General features: G+C 73.8%; 21 protein-coding genes, 1 tRNA gene and 2 pseudogenes. 6 read left to right on the forward strand and 18 right to left on the reverse strand.

Annotated elements, in window-relative coordinates; all coding sequences use genetic code 11:
* Positions 1-55 precede the first annotated feature (55 nt).
* Positions 56-676 (forward strand): ABATE domain-containing protein, encoded by a 621-nt coding sequence (locus BUB17_RS05105; RefSeq protein ID WP_072914387.1) that lies wholly within the window; start codon positions 56-58, stop codon positions 674-676.
* A gap of 87 nt (positions 677-763) precedes the next feature.
* Here the strand turns inward: BUB17_RS05105 and BUB17_RS05110 are convergent, their stop codons facing one another.
* Positions 764-1300, reverse strand: coding sequence for a DUF4396 domain-containing protein (locus BUB17_RS05110; protein ID WP_072914390.1), 537 nt, complete (start codon positions 1298-1300; stop codon positions 764-766).
* Positions 1301-1346: 46 nt separating this feature from the next.
* The gene (locus BUB17_RS05115) at positions 1347-2867 is read right to left on the reverse strand and encodes a DHA2 family efflux MFS transporter permease subunit (protein WP_072914392.1); all 1521 of its coding nucleotides are present in this window, start codon (positions 2865-2867) and stop codon (positions 1347-1349) included.
* A 503-nt stretch (positions 2868-3370) separates the two neighbouring features.
* Between BUB17_RS05115 and BUB17_RS05120 the strand changes: the two genes are divergently transcribed.
* The gene (locus BUB17_RS05120) at positions 3371-3910 is read left to right on the forward strand and encodes a bacterial transcriptional activator domain-containing protein (RefSeq protein WP_244276950.1); all 540 of its coding nucleotides are present in this window, start codon (positions 3371-3373) and stop codon (positions 3908-3910) included.
* On the opposite strand, the pseudogene BUB17_RS27680 reads toward BUB17_RS05120, so the two are convergent.
* The 6 genes and pseudogenes from BUB17_RS27680 to BUB17_RS28405 form a co-directional block, all read right to left on the reverse strand.
* Positions 3856-4183, reverse strand: a pseudogene (locus BUB17_RS27680) (transposase); the annotation flags it as partial. The gene BUB17_RS05120 and the pseudogene BUB17_RS27680 overlap by 55 nt on opposite strands.
* Before the next feature lie 357 nt (positions 4184-4540).
* A complete protein-coding gene (locus tag BUB17_RS05130; protein ID WP_072914401.1) occupies positions 4541-5941 on the reverse strand; it encodes an FAD-binding oxidoreductase in 1401 nt (466 codons plus the stop codon).
* A 619-nt stretch (positions 5942-6560) separates the two neighbouring features.
* Positions 6561-7055 (reverse strand): hypothetical protein, encoded by a 495-nt coding sequence (locus tag BUB17_RS05135; RefSeq protein ID WP_072914404.1) that lies wholly within the window; start codon positions 7053-7055, stop codon positions 6561-6563.
* Between the two features lie 395 nt (positions 7056-7450).
* A complete protein-coding gene (locus tag BUB17_RS05140; RefSeq protein ID WP_072914407.1) occupies positions 7451-8692 on the reverse strand; it encodes an SDR family oxidoreductase in 1242 nt (413 codons plus the stop codon).
* 399 nt (positions 8693-9091) lie between these two features.
* The gene (locus BUB17_RS05145; protein ID WP_244276934.1) at positions 9092-10522 is read right to left on the reverse strand and encodes a M28 family peptidase; all 1431 of its coding nucleotides are present in this window, start codon (positions 10520-10522) and stop codon (positions 9092-9094) included.
* A 355-nt stretch (positions 10523-10877) separates the two neighbouring features.
* Positions 10878-11117: a transposase gene (locus BUB17_RS28405; protein ID WP_432416376.1), complete on the reverse strand. Its 240-nt coding sequence runs from the start codon at positions 11115-11117 to the stop codon at positions 10878-10880.
* Between the two features lie 21 nt (positions 11118-11138).
* Here BUB17_RS28405 and BUB17_RS28520 point away from each other — a divergent pair, with 21 nt between their 5' ends.
* Positions 11139-11372, forward strand: coding sequence for a tyrosine-type recombinase/integrase (locus tag BUB17_RS28520; RefSeq protein WP_432416377.1), 234 nt, complete (start codon positions 11139-11141; stop codon positions 11370-11372).
* A 103-nt stretch (positions 11373-11475) separates the two neighbouring features.
* On the opposite strand, the gene BUB17_RS05160 is transcribed toward BUB17_RS28520, so the two are convergent.
* The 7 genes and pseudogenes from BUB17_RS05160 to xylA form a co-directional block, all read right to left on the reverse strand.
* Positions 11476-11549: transfer RNA gene (locus BUB17_RS05160), tRNA-Pro, on the reverse strand.
* A 77-nt stretch (positions 11550-11626) separates the two neighbouring features.
* Positions 11627-12514 carry an alpha/beta fold hydrolase gene (locus BUB17_RS05165; RefSeq protein WP_072914417.1) on the reverse strand — a complete coding sequence of 296 codons (888 nt, stop codon included), beginning with the start codon at positions 12512-12514 and terminating at the stop codon, positions 11627-11629.
* A gap of 36 nt (positions 12515-12550) precedes the next feature.
* Positions 12551-13903, reverse strand: a pseudogene (gene der / locus BUB17_RS05170) (ribosome biogenesis GTPase Der); the annotation flags it as partial.
* 64 nt (positions 13904-13967) lie between these two features.
* Positions 13968-14654: a (d)CMP kinase gene (gene cmk, locus BUB17_RS05175; protein WP_072914424.1), complete on the reverse strand. Its 687-nt coding sequence runs from the start codon at positions 14652-14654 to the stop codon at positions 13968-13970.
* Positions 14651-15013 (reverse strand): chorismate mutase, encoded by a 363-nt coding sequence (gene aroH / locus BUB17_RS05180; protein ID WP_072914427.1) that lies wholly within the window; start codon positions 15011-15013, stop codon positions 14651-14653. Before aroH ends, cmk begins: the two co-directional genes overlap by 4 nt.
* 55 nt (positions 15014-15068) lie before the next feature.
* Positions 15069-16541: a xylulokinase gene (locus BUB17_RS05185; RefSeq protein WP_072914430.1), complete on the reverse strand. Its 1473-nt coding sequence runs from the start codon at positions 16539-16541 to the stop codon at positions 15069-15071.
* A gap of 19 nt (positions 16542-16560) precedes the next feature.
* Positions 16561-17751, reverse strand: coding sequence for a xylose isomerase (xylA, locus tag BUB17_RS05190; RefSeq protein ID WP_072914433.1), 1191 nt, complete (start codon positions 17749-17751; stop codon positions 16561-16563).
* 68 nt (positions 17752-17819) lie between these two features.
* Here xylA and BUB17_RS05195 point away from each other — a divergent pair, with 68 nt between their 5' ends.
* The 3 genes from BUB17_RS05195 (at position 17820) to BUB17_RS05205 (ending at position 19768) form a co-directional block, all read left to right on the forward strand.
* A complete protein-coding gene (locus BUB17_RS05195; protein ID WP_072914436.1) occupies positions 17820-19016 on the forward strand; it encodes an ROK family protein in 1197 nt (398 codons plus the stop codon).
* Positions 19017-19097: 81 nt separating this feature from the next.
* Positions 19098-19445: a DMT family transporter gene (locus tag BUB17_RS05200; RefSeq protein ID WP_072914438.1), complete on the forward strand. Its 348-nt coding sequence runs from the start codon at positions 19098-19100 to the stop codon at positions 19443-19445.
* On the forward strand, positions 19442-19768 hold the full coding sequence (locus tag BUB17_RS05205) for a DMT family transporter (RefSeq protein WP_072914442.1): 327 nt from the start codon (positions 19442-19444) through the stop codon (positions 19766-19768). Before BUB17_RS05200 ends, BUB17_RS05205 begins: the two co-directional genes overlap by 4 nt.
* A gap of 51 nt (positions 19769-19819) precedes the next feature.
* On the opposite strand, the gene BUB17_RS05210 is transcribed toward BUB17_RS05205, so the two are convergent.
* From BUB17_RS05210 to BUB17_RS05220, 3 genes are all read right to left on the reverse strand, one after another.
* The gene (locus BUB17_RS05210; protein ID WP_175561289.1) at positions 19820-20662 is read right to left on the reverse strand and encodes a pseudouridine synthase; all 843 of its coding nucleotides are present in this window, start codon (positions 20660-20662) and stop codon (positions 19820-19822) included.
* Between the two features lie 199 nt (positions 20663-20861).
* Positions 20862-21698 carry an SMC-Scp complex subunit ScpB gene (gene scpB / locus BUB17_RS05215; RefSeq protein ID WP_072914445.1) on the reverse strand — a complete coding sequence of 279 codons (837 nt, stop codon included), beginning with the start codon at positions 21696-21698 and terminating at the stop codon, positions 20862-20864.
* A complete protein-coding gene (locus BUB17_RS05220) occupies positions 21695-22501 on the reverse strand; it encodes a segregation and condensation protein A (RefSeq protein ID WP_072914449.1) in 807 nt (268 codons plus the stop codon). The genes scpB and BUB17_RS05220 overlap by 4 nt, the downstream gene beginning before the upstream one ends.
* Positions 22502-22607: the final 106 nt, after the last annotated feature.

Here is a 22607-nt window from a genome sequence, read left to right on the forward strand (position 1 = left end):
GGGTCTTCCGTGAGCCGACTGTAGGTGGCTCTCACGGATGAGAGCAAGGGGTAGCATGAGGACCGTGTGGGAGGCCGCGGGCGCCGAGGCTGTGCAGCCGGCCCTGCCGCCGGCGCCGGGGGCGGAGCAGTACGTCGCCCTGGACTTCGCCGACAGCGCTGTGGCTCTGCCCGGCGGCCAGTTCACCGATGCGCTGGGCACTCCCGCCGCGGCGAACCGGTGGCTGACCGAGCACGGGCTCGCGCCGGCCCACGCCGGGTTGCAGGCGATGTGCGCAGCACAGCTGCGCGCCCTCCGCGAGCAGGTGCGCACGCTGCTGGCGTCCCGCATCGACGGTCATCCCGCGCCGCCCGCCGCTCTGCAGGCGGTCAACGACGCCATGACGCGCGTTCCCACCGCCTCGCTGCTGCGCTGGGACGACGCCTCCGGTCTGCATCGCGCCGCGGCGCATCCGACCACCCAGATCCTCGACCATGCCCTGGCGGCCCTGGCCGCCGATGCAGCCGAGCTGCTCACCGGCCCCGACGCCGAGCAGCTGTCCGCCTGTGGCTCCCCGCCGTGCAACCGGTACCTGCTGCGCACCCACGGCCGCCGCCAGTGGTGCTCGGTCCGCTGCGGCGACCGTGCCCGCGCGGCCCGCGCCTACGCCCGGCGCAGCCAGCTCAAGGACGCCTGACGGGCCCCTCCGGCGCAGTGAGGGTGCCCCGCCGGCCCCCGGTCGGGTGGAGTCGTGCCGCCGGCGGTCGCCGCGGTCCGGCGCGGCTCAGTGCTGGGGGTGCCCGTGGCCGTGCTCGCCGGCCGGTCGCTGCTGGTCCCACTCGTGTCGGGCGCCGTGGTAGGCGTGCACGACGGCGTGGCCCTTGCCGCGGCCGATGAGCCAGCGGTTGACCGGCACGGTGACGATGAAGGCGACGGCGAGCGCGAACACCAGCGAGCCCCAGAACAGCCAGCTGGCCAGGCCGGCGTCCATCGCGCCGGGCACCAGCAGCATGACCGCGTTGTCCACGATCTCCATGACGGTGATCGAGACGGTGTCGGCGGCCAGGGCGACGGGGATCGCCGCGCGCAGCGCGAGCCCGGAGCGCACCACCGGGCCGATGGTGAATGCGTAGCCGAACACGAACGCCAGCGCGACGGCGAGCACGATGGTCTGCGCGTCGGACCAGCCCAACGCGGTGCCGATGACCATGCCGAGGACCTCGCCGATCGCGCAGCCGGTGAGGCAGTGCAGCGTGGCGCTGATCGCCAGTCGGGTCAGGGCGGCGCCGGTCGGGCGCCCCTGGGGCATGGAGTGGTCCATCGGTGCTCCTCGATCGGTCAGGTGGAGTGCGAGCGGGTACCCGAGGTCAGGCGGCGGCCTTGACCGCGTCGGCGGTCTCGGCGGTGCGCTGGGTGCCCCGGGTGGCCACGGTCGCGGCCACGAGGACGGCGGCGGCCAGCAGCAGGCCGGCTCCCGTGAGGAAGCCGGTGGTGTAGCCCTGCGCCAGCGCCTCGCCGGCCCGGGCCACGGCGCCGGGATCGTCGACAGCCAGGCCCTGCTGCAGCACCTGGGCGGCACCGGGCAGCTGCTCGTCGGCTGCGGCGGTGGAGACGGTGGTCAGCACGGCCAGGCCGAGCGCGGCGCCGATCTGCTGGGCCATGTTGACCAGCGCCGAGGCGACGCCGGCCCGGTCCTCGGCGACCCGGTGCACGGCGGTCAGGGTCAGCGGCACGAACGCCAGCCCGAGGCCGAACGAGGTGAGGAACAGCGCCGGCATGACGTGGCCGGCGTAGGAGGAGTCCATGGTCAGCGTGGACAGCCAGAACATGCCACCGGCGGCCAGCACGAGACCGGGCGCGGCCACGAGCCGCGGCGCGAGGCGCTCGACCAGCTCGGAGCTGATCCCCGAGGCCAGGATGATGCCGGCGGCGAAGGGCAGGGAGGCCACGCCGGTCTTCAACGCCCCGAACTGAAGCACCTGCTGCAGGAACAGCGCCAGCAGGTAGAACGAGCCCAGCAGGCCGGCGCCGATGAACAGGATCGTGAGGTAGGAACCGGCCCGGTTGCGGTCGGCGAACAGGCCCAGCGGCAGCAGCGGCACGTCGGTCCGCGCCTGCAGCATCAGGAACACGGCCAGCAGCACCGCGGCGACGGTGAACGCGGCCAGGTTCACCGCGTCGGTCCAGCCGTGCTCGCCGGCGCGGGTGACGCCGTAGACCAGCGCGACCATCGCGCCGGTGCCGCTCACCGCACCTGGGGTGTCCAGCCGGCCGCGGCCGCGGCCGCCCTCGGGCAGGGCGCCGGTGCCGGCGAGCACCGCAAGGCCGATGGGGATGTTGATGAAGAACACCCACCGCCAGTCGAGCAACCCGGTGAGCGCCCCGCCGAGCAGCACGCCGGCGACGATGCCGACCGCGGACATGGCGCCGTAGACGGCCATCGCGGAGTTGCGGGGCTTGCCGATCGGGAAGGTGGTGGCGATCAGGGCCAGCGCGTTCGGCGCGGCCAGCGCCGCTCCCAGCCCCTGCAGGGCGCGGGCGGCGATCAACAGTCCCGTGTTCGGCGCGAGGCCGCCGAGCAGCGACGCGGCGACGAAGACAGCGAGGCCGATGCGCAGCACCCGCCGCCGGCCGAACAGGTCACCGACGCGCCCCCCGAACAGCAGCAGCGCGCCGAAGACGAGCACGTAGGCGTTGATCACCCACGGCAGGTCGGCCGCGGCGACACCCAGGTCGGCCTGGATGCTCGGCAGCGCGATGTTGGCGATGCTGTCGTCGAGGACCAGCATCAGCTGAGCCGTGGCGATCACGAGCAGAGACAAGCCCAGCCGGCGGCCGGCGGGGGAAGCCGCGGAGGTCTGCGACTGGTCTGCCGATGCGGCTGACATGGGACGACTCCTGTTGCTCGTAGGGCATGCCCGGTACCCCGGGGCCGTATGAGTCTCAAGCATTACCCCCCGGGGGTATGTTCCGCAAGCAACAGTGAGCGGCGTCACGACCGCTGCGCGCCGCCCCCGGGCCCTGCTGTGCGAGGGCGCGCAGGCGCTGGCGAGTGGCCCGGCCGGGACCGTTGCTGTCCCTCCGGCGGCGTTGCTGTGGTCATGCAGAGGGCGGGCCGGCCCTCACGGCCGACCCACCACTGACCTGCGGTTCGCCGTCGGGCTGACAGGATGTGAACCTGCGACCCCGTGACCCCCAGTCACATTCGAGGGGTTCGCCCTGGTTCGTGATGATGCCGTTTGCACAGGCCCGCCGTTTGTGACGTCCGCCGACGTGCGCCAGGATCCACCGTCGTTCGGAGCGCGTTGCTGTACCGGTGGCTGTGGCGCTCGGTCGTCCGACCGCCGTCCAGCTTTCCGGGGGACGGGTCGCGCTGTTCGCCGAGGGCCACGTGGCAACCGACGTCGTCCGCTTCGAGCAGCGGGCGGATGCGGCGTTGCGGTCGCGCGACGGTGCGGCCTGCGCGGAGGCTGCATCGGCGTACGGCGGTGAACTGCTTCCGCAGGCGCGCTACGAGGAGTGGACGCAGGCGCGCCGGGACCAGCTGAGGTTCCGGTACGGCGAGCTGCTGCGCCTGTCCGGGCAGTGGGAGCGGCTCGTCGAGGTCGATCCGGCCGACGAGCCGGCGTACCGGGAGTTGATCCGCGCCACGCTGACCGAGGGCAACCGGCACCCGGCGATCCGCTGGTACGGCCGGCTGCGCACGCACCTGGAGCACGAGTTCGGTGTGCCGCCCAGCCCGCAGACCGAGAGTCTCCACGCCGAGTGCGTCGCCGCGCTGGAGCCCGCCTCTACCGCCTTCATCGGGCGCCAGGTCGAGCTCGCCCGAGCCGCTGCCGCGCTCGCGGCGGCGGAGCGTGGCGAGCTCGGCGCCTTGGCGCCGTTCTCGGAGTCGCCGACGGCGAAGCCGAGCACCTCCCGGTGCCCGTAGGCGGCCACGCGGTGGCGATGACCACGGCCTGAGGGACCACCCGACGGTTCACCCGCGCCTTGCCGTAGATGGCATCCGGAAAGATGTACGGGTAGGTCGCCGGCGGTGGTCGGGATGCGCGGTCGGGAGCCGTTGCGCTGGCCGGTCCGGGATTTGGTGCGCTCGTGCGGGGGCCGCGCCGATCGTGGCGGTCGACTCGGCCTCGATCAGCGCCTGAAACAGCACCTCGGTCGCCGACAGGACGCGGTCGTCCACGTCGGCGAGCTCGAGCATTTCGAGGAGTTCCGGCAGGGCGGCCTGCTAGGGCCATCGCGTGGCCCTTCTCCTGAGTGATCCTTGGCGGGTCCACGCAGAAGACTCACGCGGTGGCTCCTCATTCGTCAGCATCACGCCGACGAGCTCAGAGCCTCCCACCAGCTACACCACTTCGAGTACGTCACCTGCGCCAGTGGGAGTGGCTGACGGCCCTGCCGAAGCCGGGCTGGCGGACGAGATGTCCGTCGTACCGCTCAGGCACGTGGTCCGAGCACCCGCGTATGCCGCGACCACCGCCCGCGGCCAGGCCCTCACGGGCTCGTCACCACGTCGGCGGTCAGGGCCACGCCGGCGCACCCACGGCGACGGGTCCCGTCAGGTCGGGCTCTCCCGCGGCGGCGGCACCGGCGAAGGCTCGATGTTCTGGTTCAGGTGGAACAGGTTCTCGGGGTCGTAGCGACGCTTGACCTCGGTCAGCCGCTGATGGTTGGCGCCGTAGTTGTCCGGTGCCTTCTGCTGGTCGTCCGGCGAGGCGAAGTTGACGTAGCCGCTGTTCTGGGAGTGCGGCGCGATCGCCGCGTAATAGTCGCGCACCCAGGCGGTGTTGTGCTCGTTCTCGGCCGGGTCGGGCCACATGCCGGCGATGTTGGCCACGTAGCGGGCGTCGCGGTGGCCGAACGCCGTGGCATCGGCGGGCACCTCCCGCACCGCGCCGTCCAGGGTGTACATGTGCATGGCGCAGGTGATGGCCGGCATCCGGGCCGCCAGCTCCATGTGCGCCGCGATCGCATCGTCGGTGAGCTGGGTGACGAAGGCGTTCTTCCAGTAGTGCTGCAGGCCGGGCGGCAGCAGCGGGTCGAAGAGCGCGTTCAGCGCCGGGTACGGCATCGGCGCCACCATCTCCGCGGCCGGCGGCGCGACCTGGCGGAACCGGTCGAAGAAGCGCTGCCCCTCGTCCAGGTCACCGGTCCAGCTGGAGACGACCACCGCGAACGGTTGCCCGACCCGGTCCTCGGGGATGAACGGCAGCGGCGGGGCCAGGTGCATCGCCGGGTATCCGCCGTACTCCCGCGGCGCCTCGTCGAGCAGGTCGTCGAAGAACCGGAAGACCGCCGGCCCGTCGGTCAGCTCGAAGAACATGAGCCCGACCAGCACGTCGCCGATCGGGTGCAGCCGGTAGGTGAAGTCGGTGACGACGCCGAAGTTGCCGCCGCCGCCGCGCAGCGCCCAGAACAGCTCGGGGTACTCGTCCTCGCTGGCCGTCAGCTTGTTTCCGTCGGCGGTTACCACGCGTGCCGAGAGCAGGTTGTCGCACGAGAGCCCGTGCGCCCGGTTCAGGTAGCCGATCCCGCCGCCCAGGGTCAATCCGGCGATCCCGGTGGTGGAGATGATCCCGCCGGGCGTCGCCAGGCCGTGGGCCGCGGTGACGTCGTTGAAGCGGCCCCACGTGGTGCCGCCGCCGGCGCTCGCGGTGCGCTGGGCGTCGTCCACCTCCACCGACTGCATCGGCGAGAGGTCCGCGACGATGGCCCCGTCGGCGGTGCCGAACCCCGGCACGCTGTGCCCGCCGCCGCGGACGGCGAGGTCCATCTGCTGCTCGGCAGCGTGCCGCACGACGGCGACCACGTCCTCCTCCGTCGTACAGCGGACGACCGCAGCGGGGCGGGCATCGACCATCCCGTTGTAGACGCGCCGCGCCTCCTCGTACTGCGGGTCCCCCGGACGGATGATCGTGCCGGCCACGCGGTCGGCCAGGGTCGACAGTGCCTGCGTCATGGCTGCTCCTCGTCCAACTCGCTGGACACGCACCCGCGTCCGGGAACGCTCGAACCGCGGCGCCGACGCTAGGGGGATGGCGAAGGAGCCGGACACGGCCAGAGGTCCCTGGCCGGGCCGGGACGGCAGAGCGGTCTGGGCGTCTCCCCGGTTCTGAGGACTGCGGGTGGGCAGTCGCCCGCCCGACAGGGTCCGGGTCCCCTCGAGCGCCGCATCCGGTCGTCGAGCGAGAACTCGCCGAGGAGCATCTGGCAGCTGTTGATCGTCAACTCATGGGGTCGGCATCTGCCTGATCGGTCGTCGAAGCTGGACGGCCGTGGACGATCGGCGTTGGCGATTCGGCGGACGCCGCACCAGCTCACGGCCGGCAGAGATCCCCGACCGACCTTCCAAGCTGGCCATGCGGGTTCGATTCCCGTCACCTGCTCCACACGTTTCCGCAGGTCAACCCGACTGGCAGGTGCTCTGGAGGAGCCTCCGGACGGCCCGTTTAAACCCTTTCAGGATTCCTGTTCACCGCTGCGTGGGTTCATGAATGGGTCACGCCGGACGGGCTGACACGGCCAGGTCGCAGCCCTCGTTCGCCCCTCTCGGGGCCCGCTCCGTGACCACGAACTGGTCACGCGGCGAGCTCGAGGCCGTGCCGGGCGGCGATCCGCCGGGCGATCTCCTCCACCAGCACCGTGAGGCGCTCGGCTGCGGCACGGCTGTAGATGACGACGGCGAAGACGGCGTACTGCCACAGCGGGGTCTGCCACCAGCCGGCGTCGCTGAGCAGGTCGGGCTGCAGGCCGCCGCGCATGCAGGCGGTGGCGTAGAGGGCGTACTGGCTGTTGCGGTGCTCCACACGGCCGCGGAACGTCACCTCGGGGAGGTAGCGCTCGCGTAGTCCCTCGTACGCGAGCGGTCCGGCGCCGGGCGGGCTGGCGACGTCGAGCGCCGTGGCGGCGAGTTCCAACAAGGCGACGTCCGGCGTGAACCAGCCGGGCACATGGCTGGCGGCCGCTGCGGCCATCAGGTCGGAGACGTCGTCGCCTGCTGCCAAGCCGGACAGCACCGCAACCTGAGCGCGGCGATGCAGGACGTCCCGGTCGATGCGCTCCTGCGTCGTCACGGCGACATCGTTACCCGAAGGCCTCGCACCCGAATGCCGCGCCTTGCGCGGCTGCCCGAGGACGCCGGACGACCCACTGAACCGAGAGCCCGGGCGGGGCGAGGCGGGGCAGTCCTCATCGACAGGTCAAAGTGACGGTCAGGACACGTCTAGACCGGGCCTCCGCTCACACCGGCACGGGTCCGACCGCTTGCCCGAGATCGCGCCAGCCGCGCGTCCTGGCGCGCCTACCAGGGCGGCCCCAGTTCGACGACCAACGCAGCCCAGGACCTGCCGGGACAGTCCGGTCACCCGGCGTTCAGCGACAGCGGCGGCACGGGCCAGGCTTCTCGGCACCCCACGACCCTGCTCCGTCCCTCACGAGCAAGCCGTCCCGCCAACCATGCACGGGGTCGTTACGAGGACGCTGCAGGAGCAGGTGAGCCGGGTCCGGTGCGCGGAGCCGGAACGACGGAAGCTGCGGCGACATCGCCGCAGTGGCCATGCACCGGAGGGCGTGTCTCCCTCGTCTCCCAGGAGGGGGCTGCCTCGACCGGCCAGAACCAGGACCGCGGATCCCGGACACCCTCTCGAGGGTGGAGGTAGCGCGCCATGGCGGTTTCCAGCGCCCGGGCGTCCGTGGCGACGAAGGGGGCGAGTCCGTCGTCGAAGAGCCGGTCGGTGTTGGTGCGGTGGAACCGCGGGCCGCTGCTGAGGTACGGCAGGAACGTCGAGAGCTGCCTCATCAACCGGGCGTCCTCGAGTGAGGGAGGCTCGCCCGCCCCCTCCGGCTGCGCGACCAGCCAGCCCTCCGTGCCTCCCAGGCACCGCGACAGCCCCGCCAGCATCGAGCCGACGGGTACGCCGTCGGGATCCGTGACGTGATGGATGCCCGAGATGACCCCGGCGTCCACGGCGAGCAGCAACGCCTGACAGACCACGTCCACGGGGACGAAGTTCAGCCGGGCCTCTGGATCGGCGAGGAGCCGGTGGGACCGCTGCATCGCCGGGTCACTGGCGTCCCGAAAGGACCGGATGCGCTCCATGAAGCCGTACGGCGCCAGGTTCGGGTCCGCCTCCCCGGTCCGGGAATGACCGATGACGATCGACGGGCGGAAGACCGCGGTGCGGAGCCGGGCGTCGGCGGCTGCCACCACGAGCCGCTCGGCCAGCGACTTCGACCGCTCGTAGCTGTTGCGGAACACCGTCGTCCCGGGATGCAGCCGCTCGGGTGCGTCCCGGGACGTCCCGGCCGCGTATGCCGTGCTGACGTGGTAGAAGCGCGACGCGTCCAGCCGCCGGGCCAGCTCGAGTGCGCGGCGCGTCCCGTTGACGTTGACCTGGTAGTGCAGGCGGCTGTACCTGTCGTCGAGCTGGGCGATCTCCGCCGCGTGAATGGCGACGTCGATCCGACCCGCCTGCCGGTGGAGGTCAGCGGAAGAGACATCGGCGAACTCTCGCGTGAGGTCACCCCCGATGACGGTGACACGCGCTGAGACGCCGCCCGGGCCGACGAGCCTGCGCACCCGCTCCGCAGGCGTCCTCCCCGCCCTGGGTCGCACGAGCACGACGACCTCGTGTTCGGCAGCCACGAGCGCGCGGAGCAGTTGGGTGCCCAGGAACCCGGTGGCACCGGTGAGCAGGATGCGGTCGGTCATGAAATCGGCTCCCCCGGGCATCGGTTGCAAAGCAATCAGTCGCGGCGGCGAAGAAAGATGCCGGCGACGCGCGCCGTACCCTGCTACGAATTGATGGGGGCAGGACAGGGACTGAAGACCCACGTCCGTGCGGTGTGTGACCCTGACGGCCGTCGCTGAGCATCCGGGACTGCCCCCAGCCCGGTTGACTCTCTCCGGTAGGGGTTAGGCGGCACTCGACATCGATCTTCCGCGCGCGCTGAAGATCAACGGCATCGGGCCATCCATGCGTTACGTCCATCCAAGAGCATCGTCCACGCGTGGACAGGCGCGGCTGCCCGGCCTGCTCGTAACCGTTGGATCCTGTGCGGGCCTCGGTCCCCGCGGTGGGGCCGGCGCATCGGCCCCACCGTGACCGCCTCAGCGCGGCTGTCTCGCCTCGGCGGCGTTGCTCGGGCCGTGTCCCTGGTCGACAGTGGCGGCGGGTACGGGCGCCACGGCGGCGAGTAGCCGCCGGCCCTCCTCCTCGAGGTTCAGGGGGGAGTTGGCGAAGCGCAAGATCACGGCGGAGGCCGCGCCGGTCATCTCGTCCAGCGTCCGGTGGTCGATGTTGCTGAGGTCGTCGCACGACGCGTGGTAGCAGAAGTCGTAGCCGATGCCGGCCCGGCCGCCGAACAGCGCGGCCTGTTCCACGGTCTTGATGCCCTCGGCGCCGGTGAAGAGCCCGCCGGAGGCAATGCCCTCGGCGATGAACGGCCCGTAGTCGCTGCGGCCGCTGAACTCGGTCTCGCCCGAGGCCAGGCCCAGGGAGCCGAAATGCTCGTGGAAGGCCGCCTCGATGCTGGCCGAGCCGGCCGGGGCGGGCACCGAGCCGTCGTCCGGGCCGAACGCCGAGGCGTCGCCGTCGTAGACGAAGCGGCCGTGGTTCGGGGAGCCGATCATGTCGAAGTTCAGGTACAGCGCAACGTTCCCGAGCGTCGCGGGATCGTTGGTCTTGAGGTCCGCGACGTAGTGGCGGGACCCGAGCAGGCCGAACTCCTCCGCGCCCCACCACGCGAAGCGCACGGCGTTCGCGGTCTCCGTGCCCGCGAGCACCTCGGCGATGGCAAGGATCCCCGCGGAGCCGGAGGCGTTGTCGTTGATCCCGGGGCCCTGCGGGACGCTGTCCAGGTGCGCGCCGACCATGACCGTGCGCTCCGGGTCACCCGAGCGGGTCTCGGCGAGGACGTTGAAGGTCTCCCGGCTCTCGGAGACGGTCTGCGTGCTGACCGTCACTTCGCCCCCGCCCAGCAGGGCGACCCCGGCGGTGTAGCTCAGGCCGACCACGGGGACGGTCGTCACCCCCGGTTCGCCCAGGGTGCCGGCGACTGCCCCCTCCGCCCCGGGCAGTCCCGTGTTGAAGATCAGCACCGCGGACGCTCCGGCGGCCGCCGCGTTGGCGGCCTTCACCCCGAAGGCGCACGTGCCCCGCTGGAGCAGGGCGATGTTCCCCGGCACGAAGTCGGCGAAGTCCCCGGCCTCGCACCCGCTGGTGCTCGCGGCCTTCTCGCCGGTGGTTCCCACGGCCTGCACCGGTGCCGTCACGGTCCCGGAGCCGGAATAGGTCATGACCGCGACGTCCTCGGCGGCGAGCTGCCTGCCGCCCGCGCTGACCGTGGCCGGGCTGACCTCCTGGAAGAAGGGGAAGGAGAAGTTCTGGACCCGCGGGGCGTAGCCGGCGGCCCTCAGCCTGCCGACCACGTAGTCGACGCTGCCCCGGTAGCCCGACGTGCCCGAGGCCCGGTTGCCGTCGTTGGCGTTGGCGATGGCCTGGAACACCTGGAGGTGCTCCAGCACCTTCCCGGGAGGCACGTCCGCCGCGGTCACAGCGACCACTCCGGCGCGGTCGGCTTCGCAGCGGCGGGCACGTCTTCGGCGCTCCCGGCGCCGGTGCTCAACAGCACGAGGGCCGCTGCGGCGGCCACGGTTCGGTGGTGATGGGTGCGGTGGCGCATGGGATCTCCCGAGGCAGGGGCCGATCGGGAGCTCGACCGGCACGGATCACGCTCGGGGAATCTAGTCGCGGGGATGACCCGGGTCAGTACGTAGATGTGCGCACTGACAGCGCCGCCGGCTGTACGCCAGCTACCGGGGTCGGCGAGATCACCGCGGCCGCCTTGTGGGGCTCTTCGCGCTTCCTGGTGAACGGTCCCGTTGAGAGGGGTGTTCACGCTGCCGTCCGGGCGGCGCTGGCCAGCAGGATACGAGCGCGGTAGTTGTCGGGATTCCGGTAGCCACGGCCGGTGCGCTTGATCTGCTTGATGCCGGGGTGCGCCGCCTCGGTTCGGGCGTTGGTGACGCCGGTGACCAGCAGGACCTCGATCGCCTTCCACCAGGCGGTGATCGTGGCCCAGAGACGGTCGGTTTCGGGCATGTCCGCGGTGAGCACGTAGGTGCCGAGCCGCATTCGCTGCTCGAGCCCCGCAACGTGCTGCGGCGCTTCGAAGTCCTTGCGAAACGGGCCGGCCTCCGCGGCGTCACCCTGCACACCCTTCGGCACTCCGCGGCGAGCTTCTTGCTGGCGGCCGGAACGCACACCAAGGTCGTCCAGGAGCACCTGGGCCACTCGTCGTACGCCATCACGGCGGACATCTACAGCCACGTCGGTCCGGTGCAGCAGCGCGAGGCGGCCGACCGGCTCGACCAAGCGCTCCGCTGGTGACCGTTGCTGTCCCTCGGGCCGCGTTGCTGTACCGGTTGCTGTACTCATGCGAGAGGCGGGCCGGCTTACTCGGCCGACCCGCCCCTGACCTGCGGTTTCACCGTCGGGCTGACAGGATTTGAACCTGCGACCCCTTGACCCCCAGTCAAGTGCGCTACCAAGCTGCGCTACAGCCCGAGCGCCGGGTGGCTCGCACCGCCCGATCGCTGCGTAGAGCAGGTTACCGCACCGGATGAGGGTGTCCCGCCCGGTGGTCAGCCCCGCGCCGGAACCGCGTCCCGGTCGGCGGCCAGCACCTCCTGCAGCGTCCCGGCGAACGCCTCCGGCTCCCCCGTCTGGCCGTACTCGCCGCCGAGGAAGCCACCGTGGTCGCCGGGGAACACCACCGGCGCCGTCCCCAGCCGCTCGGCCAGCGCCTCGGCGCAGCGGTGCGCCAGCTCGCCCTCGGACCCGGCGCCGACCGCCACCACGATCCGCGTCGAAGCCCTCCGCAGAGCCTCCAGGTCGTGCTCGTACGACGTGCAGCTGAGCAGGTTGTGGGCGAGAAGCACGTCGTCCCGCGAGCCGTCGTCCTCGGCCGGCAGGCCGAACGCGGCGGGGTCCGGCACGTCGCCGAGGTCGCCGGGCACCGGGCCGCGGTGGCCGACCAGCCGGATGAACCCCGCCATCCCGGCGCCGAACCCGCGCGCCAGGTAGGCGTTCTGCACCTGCCGGGTCGCGGTGAGCGCCTGCTCGCGGTCGGGCAGCAGCTGCAGCGCCGGCGGTTCGTGCGCGACGAGGGCCCGCACCTGCTCGGGGTGGCGGGCGACGAGCAGGAGCGCGTTGACCGCTCCCCCGCTGCTGGCGAAGACGTCGACCGGCCCGGCGCCCACCGCCGCGATCAGCCGGGACAGGTCCTCGGCGTGCTCCTCGGGTGTGGTCTCGGTCGAGCCGTCGGTGCGCCGGCTTCGCTCCACGCCGCGCGGGTCGTACGTGACGACGGTGCGGTCGCGGAAGTGCGCGGCCAGCGTCCCGAAGCCCGCCGCGCCCATCGGCGAGCCGATGAGCAGCAGCGGCGGCTCCGAGGCCGAGGAGCCGGGGCGGACGTCGTAGGTGAGGACGGCGCCCGGGGTCTGCAGGGTCCGGGTCTGCGGTTCGGTCATGCCGGGGAGACCGCCCGCCGAGCCCGGACTCATCGGTCAGCCCCTGGCGCGCTCGGTCCCCCGGCCCTCGCGGACCTTGACCGAGATCTCGATCGGTGTCCCGTGGAAGCCGAAGCGCTCGCGCAGCTTGCGCTCCAGGAACCGCCGGTAGCCGGCCTCCAGGAAGCCGGTCGAGAACACGACGAACCGCGGCGGGCGGACGTCGGCCTGCGTCAGGTACTTGATCTTCGGAGCGCGGCCACCGCGGGCCGGCGGCGGCGTCTCCTGCACCAGCGCCCGGACGTAGGTGTTCAGCTCCGCCGTCGGCACCCGCGTCTCCCACGAGGCGAGCGCCTCGCGCAGGTGCTGGGCGAGCTTGTCGACGCCGCGGCCGGTCATGGCCGAGATGTTCACGCGCGACGCCCACTTCACCCGCGCCAGGTCGCGCTCGATCTCGCGCTCCAGCTGCAGGCGCCGGTCCTCGTCGAGGGTGTCCCACTTGTTGAAGGCGATGACCAGCGCGCGGCCGGCCTCGATCACCTGGGTGATCACCCGCTGGTCCTGCTCGCTGACCACCTCGTCGGCGGCCAGCAGGACGACGCCGACCTCGGCGGCCTGGATGGCGGCCTCGGTGCGCAGGCTGGCGTAGTACTCCATGCCGCTGGCGGTGTTCACCTTGCGACGCAGGCCAGCGGTGTCGACGAACCGCCACTCCTCGCCGCCGAGGGTGACGATCGAGTCGACCGGGTCGACGGTGGTGCCGGCGACCGAGTCCACGACCGACCGCTCGTCCTTCGCCAGCCGGTTGAGCAGGCTGGACTTGCCGACGTTGGGCCGGCCGACCAGCGCCACCCGGCGCGGACCGCCCTCCTCCTCCTGCTCGCGCGGGGCCTCGGGCATCGCCTCGAGGACCAGGTCGAGCAGGTCGCCGCTGGCCCGGCCGTGCAGCGCGCTGACCGGCTGCGGCTCGCCGAGCCCCAGCGACCACAACTCCGCGGCGTTGGACTCGCTGCGCTCGTCGTCGACCTTGTTGGCCACCAGGATCACCGGCCGGTCGCTGCGGCGCAGGATCCGCGCGGCGGCCAGGTCGGTGTCGGTGGCGCCCACCTGGCTGTCGACGACGAGCACGATGACGTCGGCGGTCCTCATCGCGTACTCGGCCTGACGGGTGATCGAGGCGCCGAGGCCGCTGGCCCTGGGGTCCCAGCCGCCGGTGTCGACGACGGTGAACCGCTTGCCGTTCCACAGCGCCTCGTAGGCGATGCGGTCGCGGGTGACCCCCGGGGTGTCCTGGACGACGGCGGCGCGGCGGCCCAGGAACCGGTTGACCAGCGTGGACTTGCCGACGTTGGGCCGGCCGACGATCGCGACGACCGGCAGCGGACCGGGCTGCTCGCTCACGCGTCCTCCTCGCTGGCGCTCGTCGAACCCATGAGCGGCGCTGCTGTGTCCTTGCGTGACCTCGCGAGCTCGGTCACGACGCGGCCCCCACCGTCGAGAGCGCCAGCTCCACCACCCGGTCGACCACGCCCTCGCGGTCCAGGTGGGTGCTGTCGACGACCACGGCGTCCTCGGCCGGGCGCAGCGGGCTGTCGGCGCGGCTGCTGTCGTACTCGTCGCGGCGGCGCAGGTCGGCGGCGAGCTCGGCGATCTCGTCCGGCGTGCTCAGGCCCAGCTGGGCCGCCCGGCGCTGGGCGCGGGCCTCGGGCGCCGCGGTCAGGTACACCTTCAGCGTCGCGCCGGGCAGGACGACGGTGCCGATGTCCCGGCCCTCGACGACGACCGCGTCGGCCGCCGCTACCAGCGCGCGCTGCTGGTCGACCAGCCGGCGGCGCACCGACGGCACGGCCGACACCGCCGAGACGGCGCGGGTGACCTCCGGGCCGCGGATGCGGACGGCGACGTCGACGCCGTCGACCTGCACCAGCTCGGTGCCGGCCGCCGTCCCGACCTCGATGCGGGCGGCGGCCACGGCGGCGGCCACGGCCTCGGCGTCCTCCGGGTCCACCCCGGCGTCCAGGACGGCGACCGTCGCGGCGCGGTACATCGCGCCGGTGTCCAGGTAGGCCGCTCCCAGCCGCGACGCGACCGCACGGGCGACGCTGGACTTGCCCGTCCCCGACGGGCCGTCCAGCGCGATCTGTCCCAGGAAGCCGCTCACTGGGCGATGTCCCGCCGCAGCGCCACGGCCCCGCGCAGGTACACGTGCTGCACCTCGGCGCGCGGCCGGTCGGTCTCCACGTGCGCCATCAGCCGCAGCACCCGCGGCAGCGCGTGGGGGACGCCGATCTCGGTGGCGCACATCAGCGGCACGTCGCCGAAGCCGAGCTCGCGGGCGGCCAGCGCCGGGAACTCCGAGACGAGGTCGGGGGTGGCGGTGAACAGGATGCTGATGACGTCGTCGTGTTCCAGCTGGTTGCGCTGCATGACCGCGCTCACCAGCTCGCGGGTCGCGTCGAGGACCAGCTCCCGCTCGTCGGCGTCCACCTGCGTCGCGCCCCGGATGGCTCGGACGGCCACTGCCACTCTCCTCGATCGGTGCGGGGCGACGGATCGCCGTGCCCCCCGGTCGAGTCTAGGTACCGGCGCGGGGCACCCGATCCGCGGTCAGGTCGCGGACCTCCGCGTAGCGCTCGCGGACGGCGGGCACCGGGTCGGCCTCGTAGACCTCGGTGGCCGCACTCGGCCAGACCGGCGGGGTGTCGCCGCCGGCGAGCACCCACGCCGCCTGCCGGGCGGCACCGTCGGCCACGTACTCCCCCGGCGGTGGGACGAGCACCGGCACGCCGAGGACGGCGGGGGCGATCCGGCGGACCGCCTCGGAGCGCGCCCCGCCGCCGACGAGGAACACCCGGCGCACCGGCGTCCCCCCGGCGGCCACGGCCGCGAGCCCGTCGGCCAGCCCGCACAGCAGGCCCTCGACGGCCGCCCGCGCCAGGTGCGCCGGATCGCCGGTGGACAGGGTGAGGCCGTGCAGCGCCCCGGTGGCGTACGGCCGGTTGGGCGTCCGTTCCCCCTCCAGGTAGGGCACGAGCACCAGACCGCCCGCGCCGGCCGGCGCGGACAGCGCCAGCCGGGACAGCTCCGCGTGGTCGACCCCGAGCAGCCGGGCCGTCGCGTCGAGCACGCGGGCGGCGTTGAGGGTGGTGACCAGCGGGAGGAAGTGCCCGGTGGCGTCCGCGAACCCGGCGACGGTGCCGGTCGGGTCGGTCATCGGTGTGGTGGAGACGGTGGAGACCACCCCCGAGGTGCCGATGGAGACGACCACGTCGCCGGGCTCGGCGGCCAGGCCGAGCGCCGCGGCGGCGTTGTCCCCCGTGCCCGGGCCGAGCGCCGCTCCCGCGTCGCCGGTCAGCGAGCCGGCGGCGACCGTTCCGGCCTGCTCCGCCGGGCCCAGCACGCGCGGGACGACGGGGGTGCGCCCGAAGGCCCGCTCCAGCAGGTCGAGGCGGTAGTCGCCGGTGACGGAAGACCAGTAGCCGGTGCCGCTGGCGTCCCCGCGGTCGGTGACGAGCGCAGCCAGGCTCTGCCGGCCACCCGCCGCCCCACCCCCGCGACGCCCCGCCAGCTCCCAGGTCAGCCAGTCGTGCGGCAGGCACACCGCCGCGGTGCGGGCGGCGCTCGCGGGCTCGTGCTCGGCCAGCCAGCGCAGTTTGGTGACCGTGAAGGAGGCGACCGGCACCAGCCCCACCGCGTCGGCCCACGCCCGGCCACCGGCCTCCGGCCCGCCCAGCTCGGCCACCAGGTCGGCCGCGGCACCCGCGGAGCGGGTGTCGTTCCACAGCAGCGCCGGGCGGACCACCGCGCCGTCCTCGTCGAGGCAGACCATCCCGTGCTGCTGCCCGCCGACGGCGACGGCGGCGACGTCGCCGAGGCCGCCGGCCTCGGCGAGGGCATCCTGCAGCGCCGCCCGCCACGCGGCCGGGTCGACCTCCGTGCCGTCGGGGTGCGGCGCCCGGCCCTCCCGGACCAGGCGACCGCTTGGCGCGTCGCGGACCACGACCTTGCACGACTGGGTCGACGAGTCGACCCCGGCCACCAGTGTCATGACGGAGTGCCTACCGGAGTCAGCGGGCGCCGAGGAGGTGCTCCACCGCCAGCTGCGAGAGCCGCACCTGGCCGCCGGGACGGGCGCCGGCGGCCTCGGCGTCGAACTCCTCGAACGCCGCGCGGTCGGCCAGCAGGTCCTCGTACGTCTCGCCGGCGGCCAGCGTCGGGCGCGCCAGCTCGGGCACGCGCGCGGCGGCGAGCGCCTCCTGCACCTCCGGGTCGGCGCGGAAGGCCGCCGCCCGCTCCTCGAGCAGCAGGTAGGTGCGCATGTTGGCCGCAGCCGAGGCCCACACCCCGTCGACGTCCTCGGTGCGCAGCGGCTTGTAGTCGAAGTGCCGCGGCCCGTCGTAGGCCGGACCCCCGTTCGGGCCGCCGTGCTCGAGCAGGTCGACGGTGCCGAAGGCGCTGAGCAGGTCGCCGTGGCCGAAGACGAGGTCCTGGTCGAACTTGGGCCCGTGTTGGCCGTTGAGGTCGATGTGGAAGAGCTTGCCCTGCCACAGCGCCTGCGCGATGCCGTGCGTGTAGTTGAGGTTGGCCATCTGCTCGTGGCCGACCTCCGGGTTCACGCCGACCAGGTCGGCGTGCTCGAGGGTGGCGATGAAGGCCAGGGCGTGCCCGATGGTCGGCAGGAAGATGTCGCCGCGGGGCTCGTTCGGCTTGGGCTCCAGGGCGAACCGCAGCCCGTAGCCGCGGTCCTCCGAGTACTGCGCCAGGGTGTCGATGCCCTCGCGGTAGCGGTCCAGGGCGGCACGCAGGTCCTTGGCGGAGTCGACCTCCGCGCCCTCGCGGCCGCCCCACAGCACGTAGGTCCGTGCGCCGAGCTCGGCGGCGAGATCCATGTTCCGCATGACCTTGCGCAGCGCGTACCGGCGGACGTCGCGGTCGTTGGCGGTGAGCGCGCCCTCCTTGAACACCGGGTGGGTGAACAGGTTGGTCGTGGCCATCGGGACGACGAGGCCGGTCTCGGCCAGCGCCTTCTTGAACCGCTCGATGACCCGGCCGCGCTCGGCGTCGTCGCTGCCGAACGGGATCAGGTCGTCGTCGTGGAAGGTGACGCCGGCGGCACCCAGCTCGGCGAGGCGGTGCACGCTCTCCACCGGGTCGAGCGCCGGACGGGTCGCGTCGCCGAACGGGTCGCGGGCCTGCCAGCCGACCGTCCAGAGTCCGAAGGTGAACCGGTCGTCCTTGGTGGGCTGCGGCGCGGTCATGCGATCTCCCTCGGTCGGGTTTTGTTCTTCCGTAGAACATAAAGCAGCGACCCGGCTAGCCTCAAGGGGTGCGGACGTCGGAGGGCACCGGGGCGCGGCAGTCGACGCTGCGCAGCAGCAACCTGGCCCTCGTGCTGCGCACCGTCTGCGCCGCCGACGCGCCGCTGTCACGGGCCGACGTCGCCGTCCGCACCGGGACGACGCGGGCGACCGCCGCCCGGCTGGTCGACGAGCTGGTCGCCGGCGGGCTGCTCGACGAGGGCGAGCGCCTGGCGCTGCCCCGCCGCGGTCGCCCGGCCACCCCGCTGCTGCCCGGCGCCCGGATCGGCGCGCTGGGCCTGCAGGTGGACGCCGGGCTGCTCGCCGCCCGCCTGCTCGACCTGCGCGGCCGGGTGGTCGCCGAGCGCGTCGAGGAGGACGACCTGGTCGGCAGCGACCCCGCGCGCACCCTGGCCCGGCTCGGTGCACTGGCCACCGACCTGCTCGCCGGGCCGGCCGGTGAGCTGCGGCTGGCCGGCGCGGGGCTGGCGCTACCGGGCCTGGTCGACGCCGAGCACGACCTGCTGCTGCGCGCCCCCAACCTCGGCTGGTCCGACGTCGACGCCGTCGGCCTGCTGGCCGCGCACCTCCCGGACGCGCTGCGCCCGGCGCCGGGCAACGAGGCCGACCTGGCCGCCCGCACCGTGGCCGAGACCGCGCCGGGGCGCCCCGGCCCGCTGCGCGACTTCCTCTACCTCTCCGGGCAGATCGGCATCGGCGGCGCCGCGGTCGTCGGCGGGCGGGTGATGACCGGCAGCGCCGGCTGGGCCGGCGAGGTGGGGCACGTCTGCGTGGACCCCGACGGGCCGGCCTGCCGCTGCGGCTCGACCGGCTGCCTGGAGCAGTACGCCGGGCGGCACGCGCTGCTCGGCGCCGCCGGGCTCCCGCTGGACACCACGCCGGCGGAGGTCGTCGACCGCGCCGCGGCCGGGGACGCCGACGTCCGGCGGGCGCTCGACGCCGCGGCCCACGCGCTGGGCGTCGCGCTGGCCGGCGTGGTCAACGTGCTCGACCTGCCGGCCGTCGTCCTCGGCGGGCACCTGGCCGCGCTGGCCGGCCCGCTGCGCCCCCGGCTCGAGGAGCTGCTGGGCCGGCGGGTCCTCTCGGCGCGGTGGCGCCGTCCGGTGGTGGCGGCCGTGACCGGTCCCCCGGCGGCGGGTGCCACGGGAGCCGCCCTGCGCGCACTGGACGACGTGCTGGCCGACCCGGTCCGCCGGCTCGGCTGAGCCCGCCGGCCGGCCCCGCACCCCCGTCGCCGCCGTCCCCGAGGCCACGGACCGCACCCACGACCCGGAAGGACCCACCCCGTGACCGCATGGCCGTGGCTGGCAGCAGCGATCCTCTCCGAGGTCAGCGCGACCCTGGCGTTGCGCGCCGCGACCGACCGGCCCGCGTGGTTCGTGCTCACCGCGGTCGGCTACACCGCGTCCTTCGTCCTCCTGGCCGCCGTCCTCCGCCGCGGCATGGCCATCGGCGTGGCCTACGGCATCTGGGCGGCGAGCGGCGTCACCCTGACCGCCCTCGCCGCAGCCGCCCTCTTCGACGAGGCGCTCACGGCCGTCATGGGGCTGGGCTTCGCGGCCATCGTGGCCGGGGTCCTGCTGGTCGAACTCGGCTCCCACCGGGCCGAGCAGTCCTCCGGAGGTGTCCGGTGACCTGGCTGCTGCTGGGCGCGGCGATCGTCTCGGAGGTCGCGGGGACGATGTTCCTGCGCGCCTCCGACGGCCTGCGGAGGAAGCGGTGGATCCCCGCGATCGCCACCGCCTACGTCGTCTCCTTCGGGTTCCTGACGCTCGCGCTCGCCCGGGGCATGACCGTCGGCGTGGCCTACGGCGTCTGGGCTGCCAGCGGCATCGCCCTCACCGCCGTCATCGCCCGTGTCGCCTTCCGGGAACCGCTCACCCGCACGATGGGCGCGGGCATCGCCCTGGTCGCCCTCGGCGTCCTGCTCGTCGAGCTGGGCGCCGCATCCCGCTGACCGGGCACCGCGTGCGTACTGCCCGGACCCTGGCGGCGGGCAGGGCGGGCCCTACAGGCCGACGGCCTCCTCCAGCGCGCCGACCTCGGCGCGGGAGAGCCGGCGGATCGACCCGCTGCGCATGCGCTCGAGCTTGACCGGGCCGACGGCGGTGCGGGTCAGCCGGGACACGGGCAGCCCGACGTGCGCCAGCAGCCGCCGGACGATGTGCTTGCGGCCCTCGTGCAGCACGACCTCGACGACGGACTGCCCGGCGTGGGTGTCGACCACCCGGAAGGAGTCGACCTTCACCGGGCCGTCCTCCAGCTCCACCCCCGAGCGCAGCCGGCGGGCCAGGTCACGCGGGATCGAGCCCGACACCTGCGCCAGATAGGTCTTCTTGACCTCGTAGGAGGGGTGCGCGAGGCGGTGGGCCAGCTCGCCGTCGTTGGTGACCAGCAGCAGGCCCTCGGTGTCCTGGTCCAGCCGGCCGACGTGCACCAGGCCGGGTGCCAGGTCGCCGACCATGTCCCCGACGGTCGGCCGGTTCCGGTCGTCGCTCATCGCGGTGAGGACGCCCGGCGGCTTGTTCAGCGCGTAGGTGACGCGGTCGTCGCGCAGCTCGATGCGGACGCCGTCGACGGCGATCTTGTCCCGCTCCGGATCGACCCGCATGCCCTGCACGGCGACCGTCCGGCCGTTCACGCTGATCCGGCCCTGGTCGACCATGTTCTCCACGACGCGGCGGGAGCCGACCCCGGCGCGGGCGAGGACCTTCTGCAGCCGCTCCCCCTCCGCCGAGGCGTCGGTGCCGCTGCGGGCGCGGTCGCCGGGGTGCACGGGGGCGAGCTCCATGTCCTCCGACCAGCGCTCGTCGGGGCCGGGAGTGCTGTCGTCGTGCGGGGCGGTGTCCATCGCCGTCCAGTCTCCCACCCGGCGTCCCGTCGTCCCCGCCCCCGCTGTGCCCGACCCTCGCGCCGTTCCTGCCGCCCTCGCGCCGGTGCAGCAGCGCGAAAACGCGGGGAACGGCGCGGGAGTGCCGGCGTCGTTCGCCCGGCCCCTCTGCAGGGTCCCGCCGCGAGCGCGCGGGGGGCGGGGGCAGAGGGGTCCTCTTTCAGGCGTCGGGGTGCTCGTCCAGCACGGACGACGGCTCGGGCAGCAGCGGCCCCAGCCCGGGCAGCTCGTCGAGGCTCTCCAGCCCCAGCCGCTCGAGGAACAGCGGGGTGGTCGCGTACAGCCCGCCGCCGCTGTCGGGGTCGGTGCCGACCTCGGACACCAGCCCGCGGGAGATCAGTGTGCGCATGACGCCGTCGACGCCGACGCCACGGATCGCCGACACCCGGGCGCGGGTCACCGGCTGGCGGTAGGCGATGACGGCGAGGGTCTCCAGCGCCGCCTGGGTGAGCCGGCTGCGCTGCCCGTCGACGAGGTAGCGCTCGACGACGCCGGAGTGCTCCTCGCGGGTGTAGAGCCGCCAGCCCTCCCCCACCCGGCGCAGCGTGATGCCGGCGCCGCGCTCGTCGTAGGACGCCGCCAGCGCCGCCAGCTCGGCGCGCACCCGCGGCACCGGGCAGCCCAGCGCGCCGGCCAGCGTCCCCTCGTCGACCGGGGTGTCGACGACGAACAGCAGCGCCTCCAGTCCGCCGCGCAGCGCGGCCGGGTCGAGATCGGGCTCCGGCTCGGGTGCGGCCTCCGGTTCCGGCTCGGCCTCCGGTTCCGGCTCGGGCGGCGGGACGGCGGCGACGGGCGGGGCCGGCGGCGCGGGCTCCTCGACCGGATCGGGTTCGGCTGCCGCCGCCGGCCGCTCGGCGACGCGGGCGGCGAGCTCCGCGGCGACGGCGTTCCAGGTCGCGGGGTCGGGGCCGTCGCGCTGCTCGGCCTCCTCGCGGGTGGCGGCCAGCTCCTCGGCCAGCGCGTCCCACGAGATGGGCGGCCGCTCCTCCTCCGTCACGAGTACTCCCCGTCGACGAAGACCGCGGGTTCCGGGTCCGCGCCGCCGGTCCAGCGCACGTGCAGCTCCCCGAGCGGGGTGAGCTGCTCGAACACCACCCGCTGCTGGCGGTAGAGCTCCAGCAGGGCGAGGAACCGGGCGACCACCTCGAGGGTGTGCCCGCAGTCCGCGGTCAGCGCCCGGAAGCTCGCCGTCCCGGCCGCGAGGAGCTGGTTGCGCACGAGCAGGAGCTGCTCGGACACGCTCACGGCCGGCGCGTGCAGGTGGGAGATCCCGACCGTGGGCGGCACCTTCGGGGTCAGCGCCCTGGTGGCCAGCGCGGCGAACTGCTCGGGGGTGACGCCGAGCAGCACCTCGGGCAGCAGGTCGGCGAGGCGCGGTTCGAGCCCGACGTCGCGCGCGAAGCGGCGGACGGCGCCGGCCTCGCGCTCGCGCAGGAAGGCGGCGGCCTGCTTGTAGGCGCGGTACTGCAGCAGCCGGGCGAAGAGCAGGTCGCGCGCCTCGAGCAGCTCGAGGTCCTCGTCGTCCTCCACCTCGGCGGCCGGCAGCAGCCGGGCGGCCTTGAGGTCGAGCAGCGTGGCGGCCACGACGAGGAACTCGCTGGCCTGGTCGAGGTGCAGCTCGTCGCCGAGCGCGCGCAGGTGGGCGATGAACTCGTCGGTCACCCGGGACAGCGCGATCTCGGTGACGTCGAGCTTGTGCTTGCCGATCAGCTGCAGCAGCAGGTCGAACGGGCCCTCGAAGTTCGTCAGCTTGACGGTGAACCGTCCGCTGCCGACCTCCGGCGCACTCGTCGCTGTCACACGGTCAGCTTACGAGCGGTCACCGACGGTTCCGGGCTCGCGCGCGGGCCCGCCGGCCGTCGGCGTGTGGCGGCCCGACACGCCGGCCACGACGACCACCCGCCCG

The organism is Geodermatophilus obscurus, from assembly GCF_900143215.1.
GTDB classification, from domain to species: domain Bacteria; phylum Actinomycetota; class Actinomycetes; order Mycobacteriales; family Geodermatophilaceae; genus Geodermatophilus; species Geodermatophilus obscurus_A.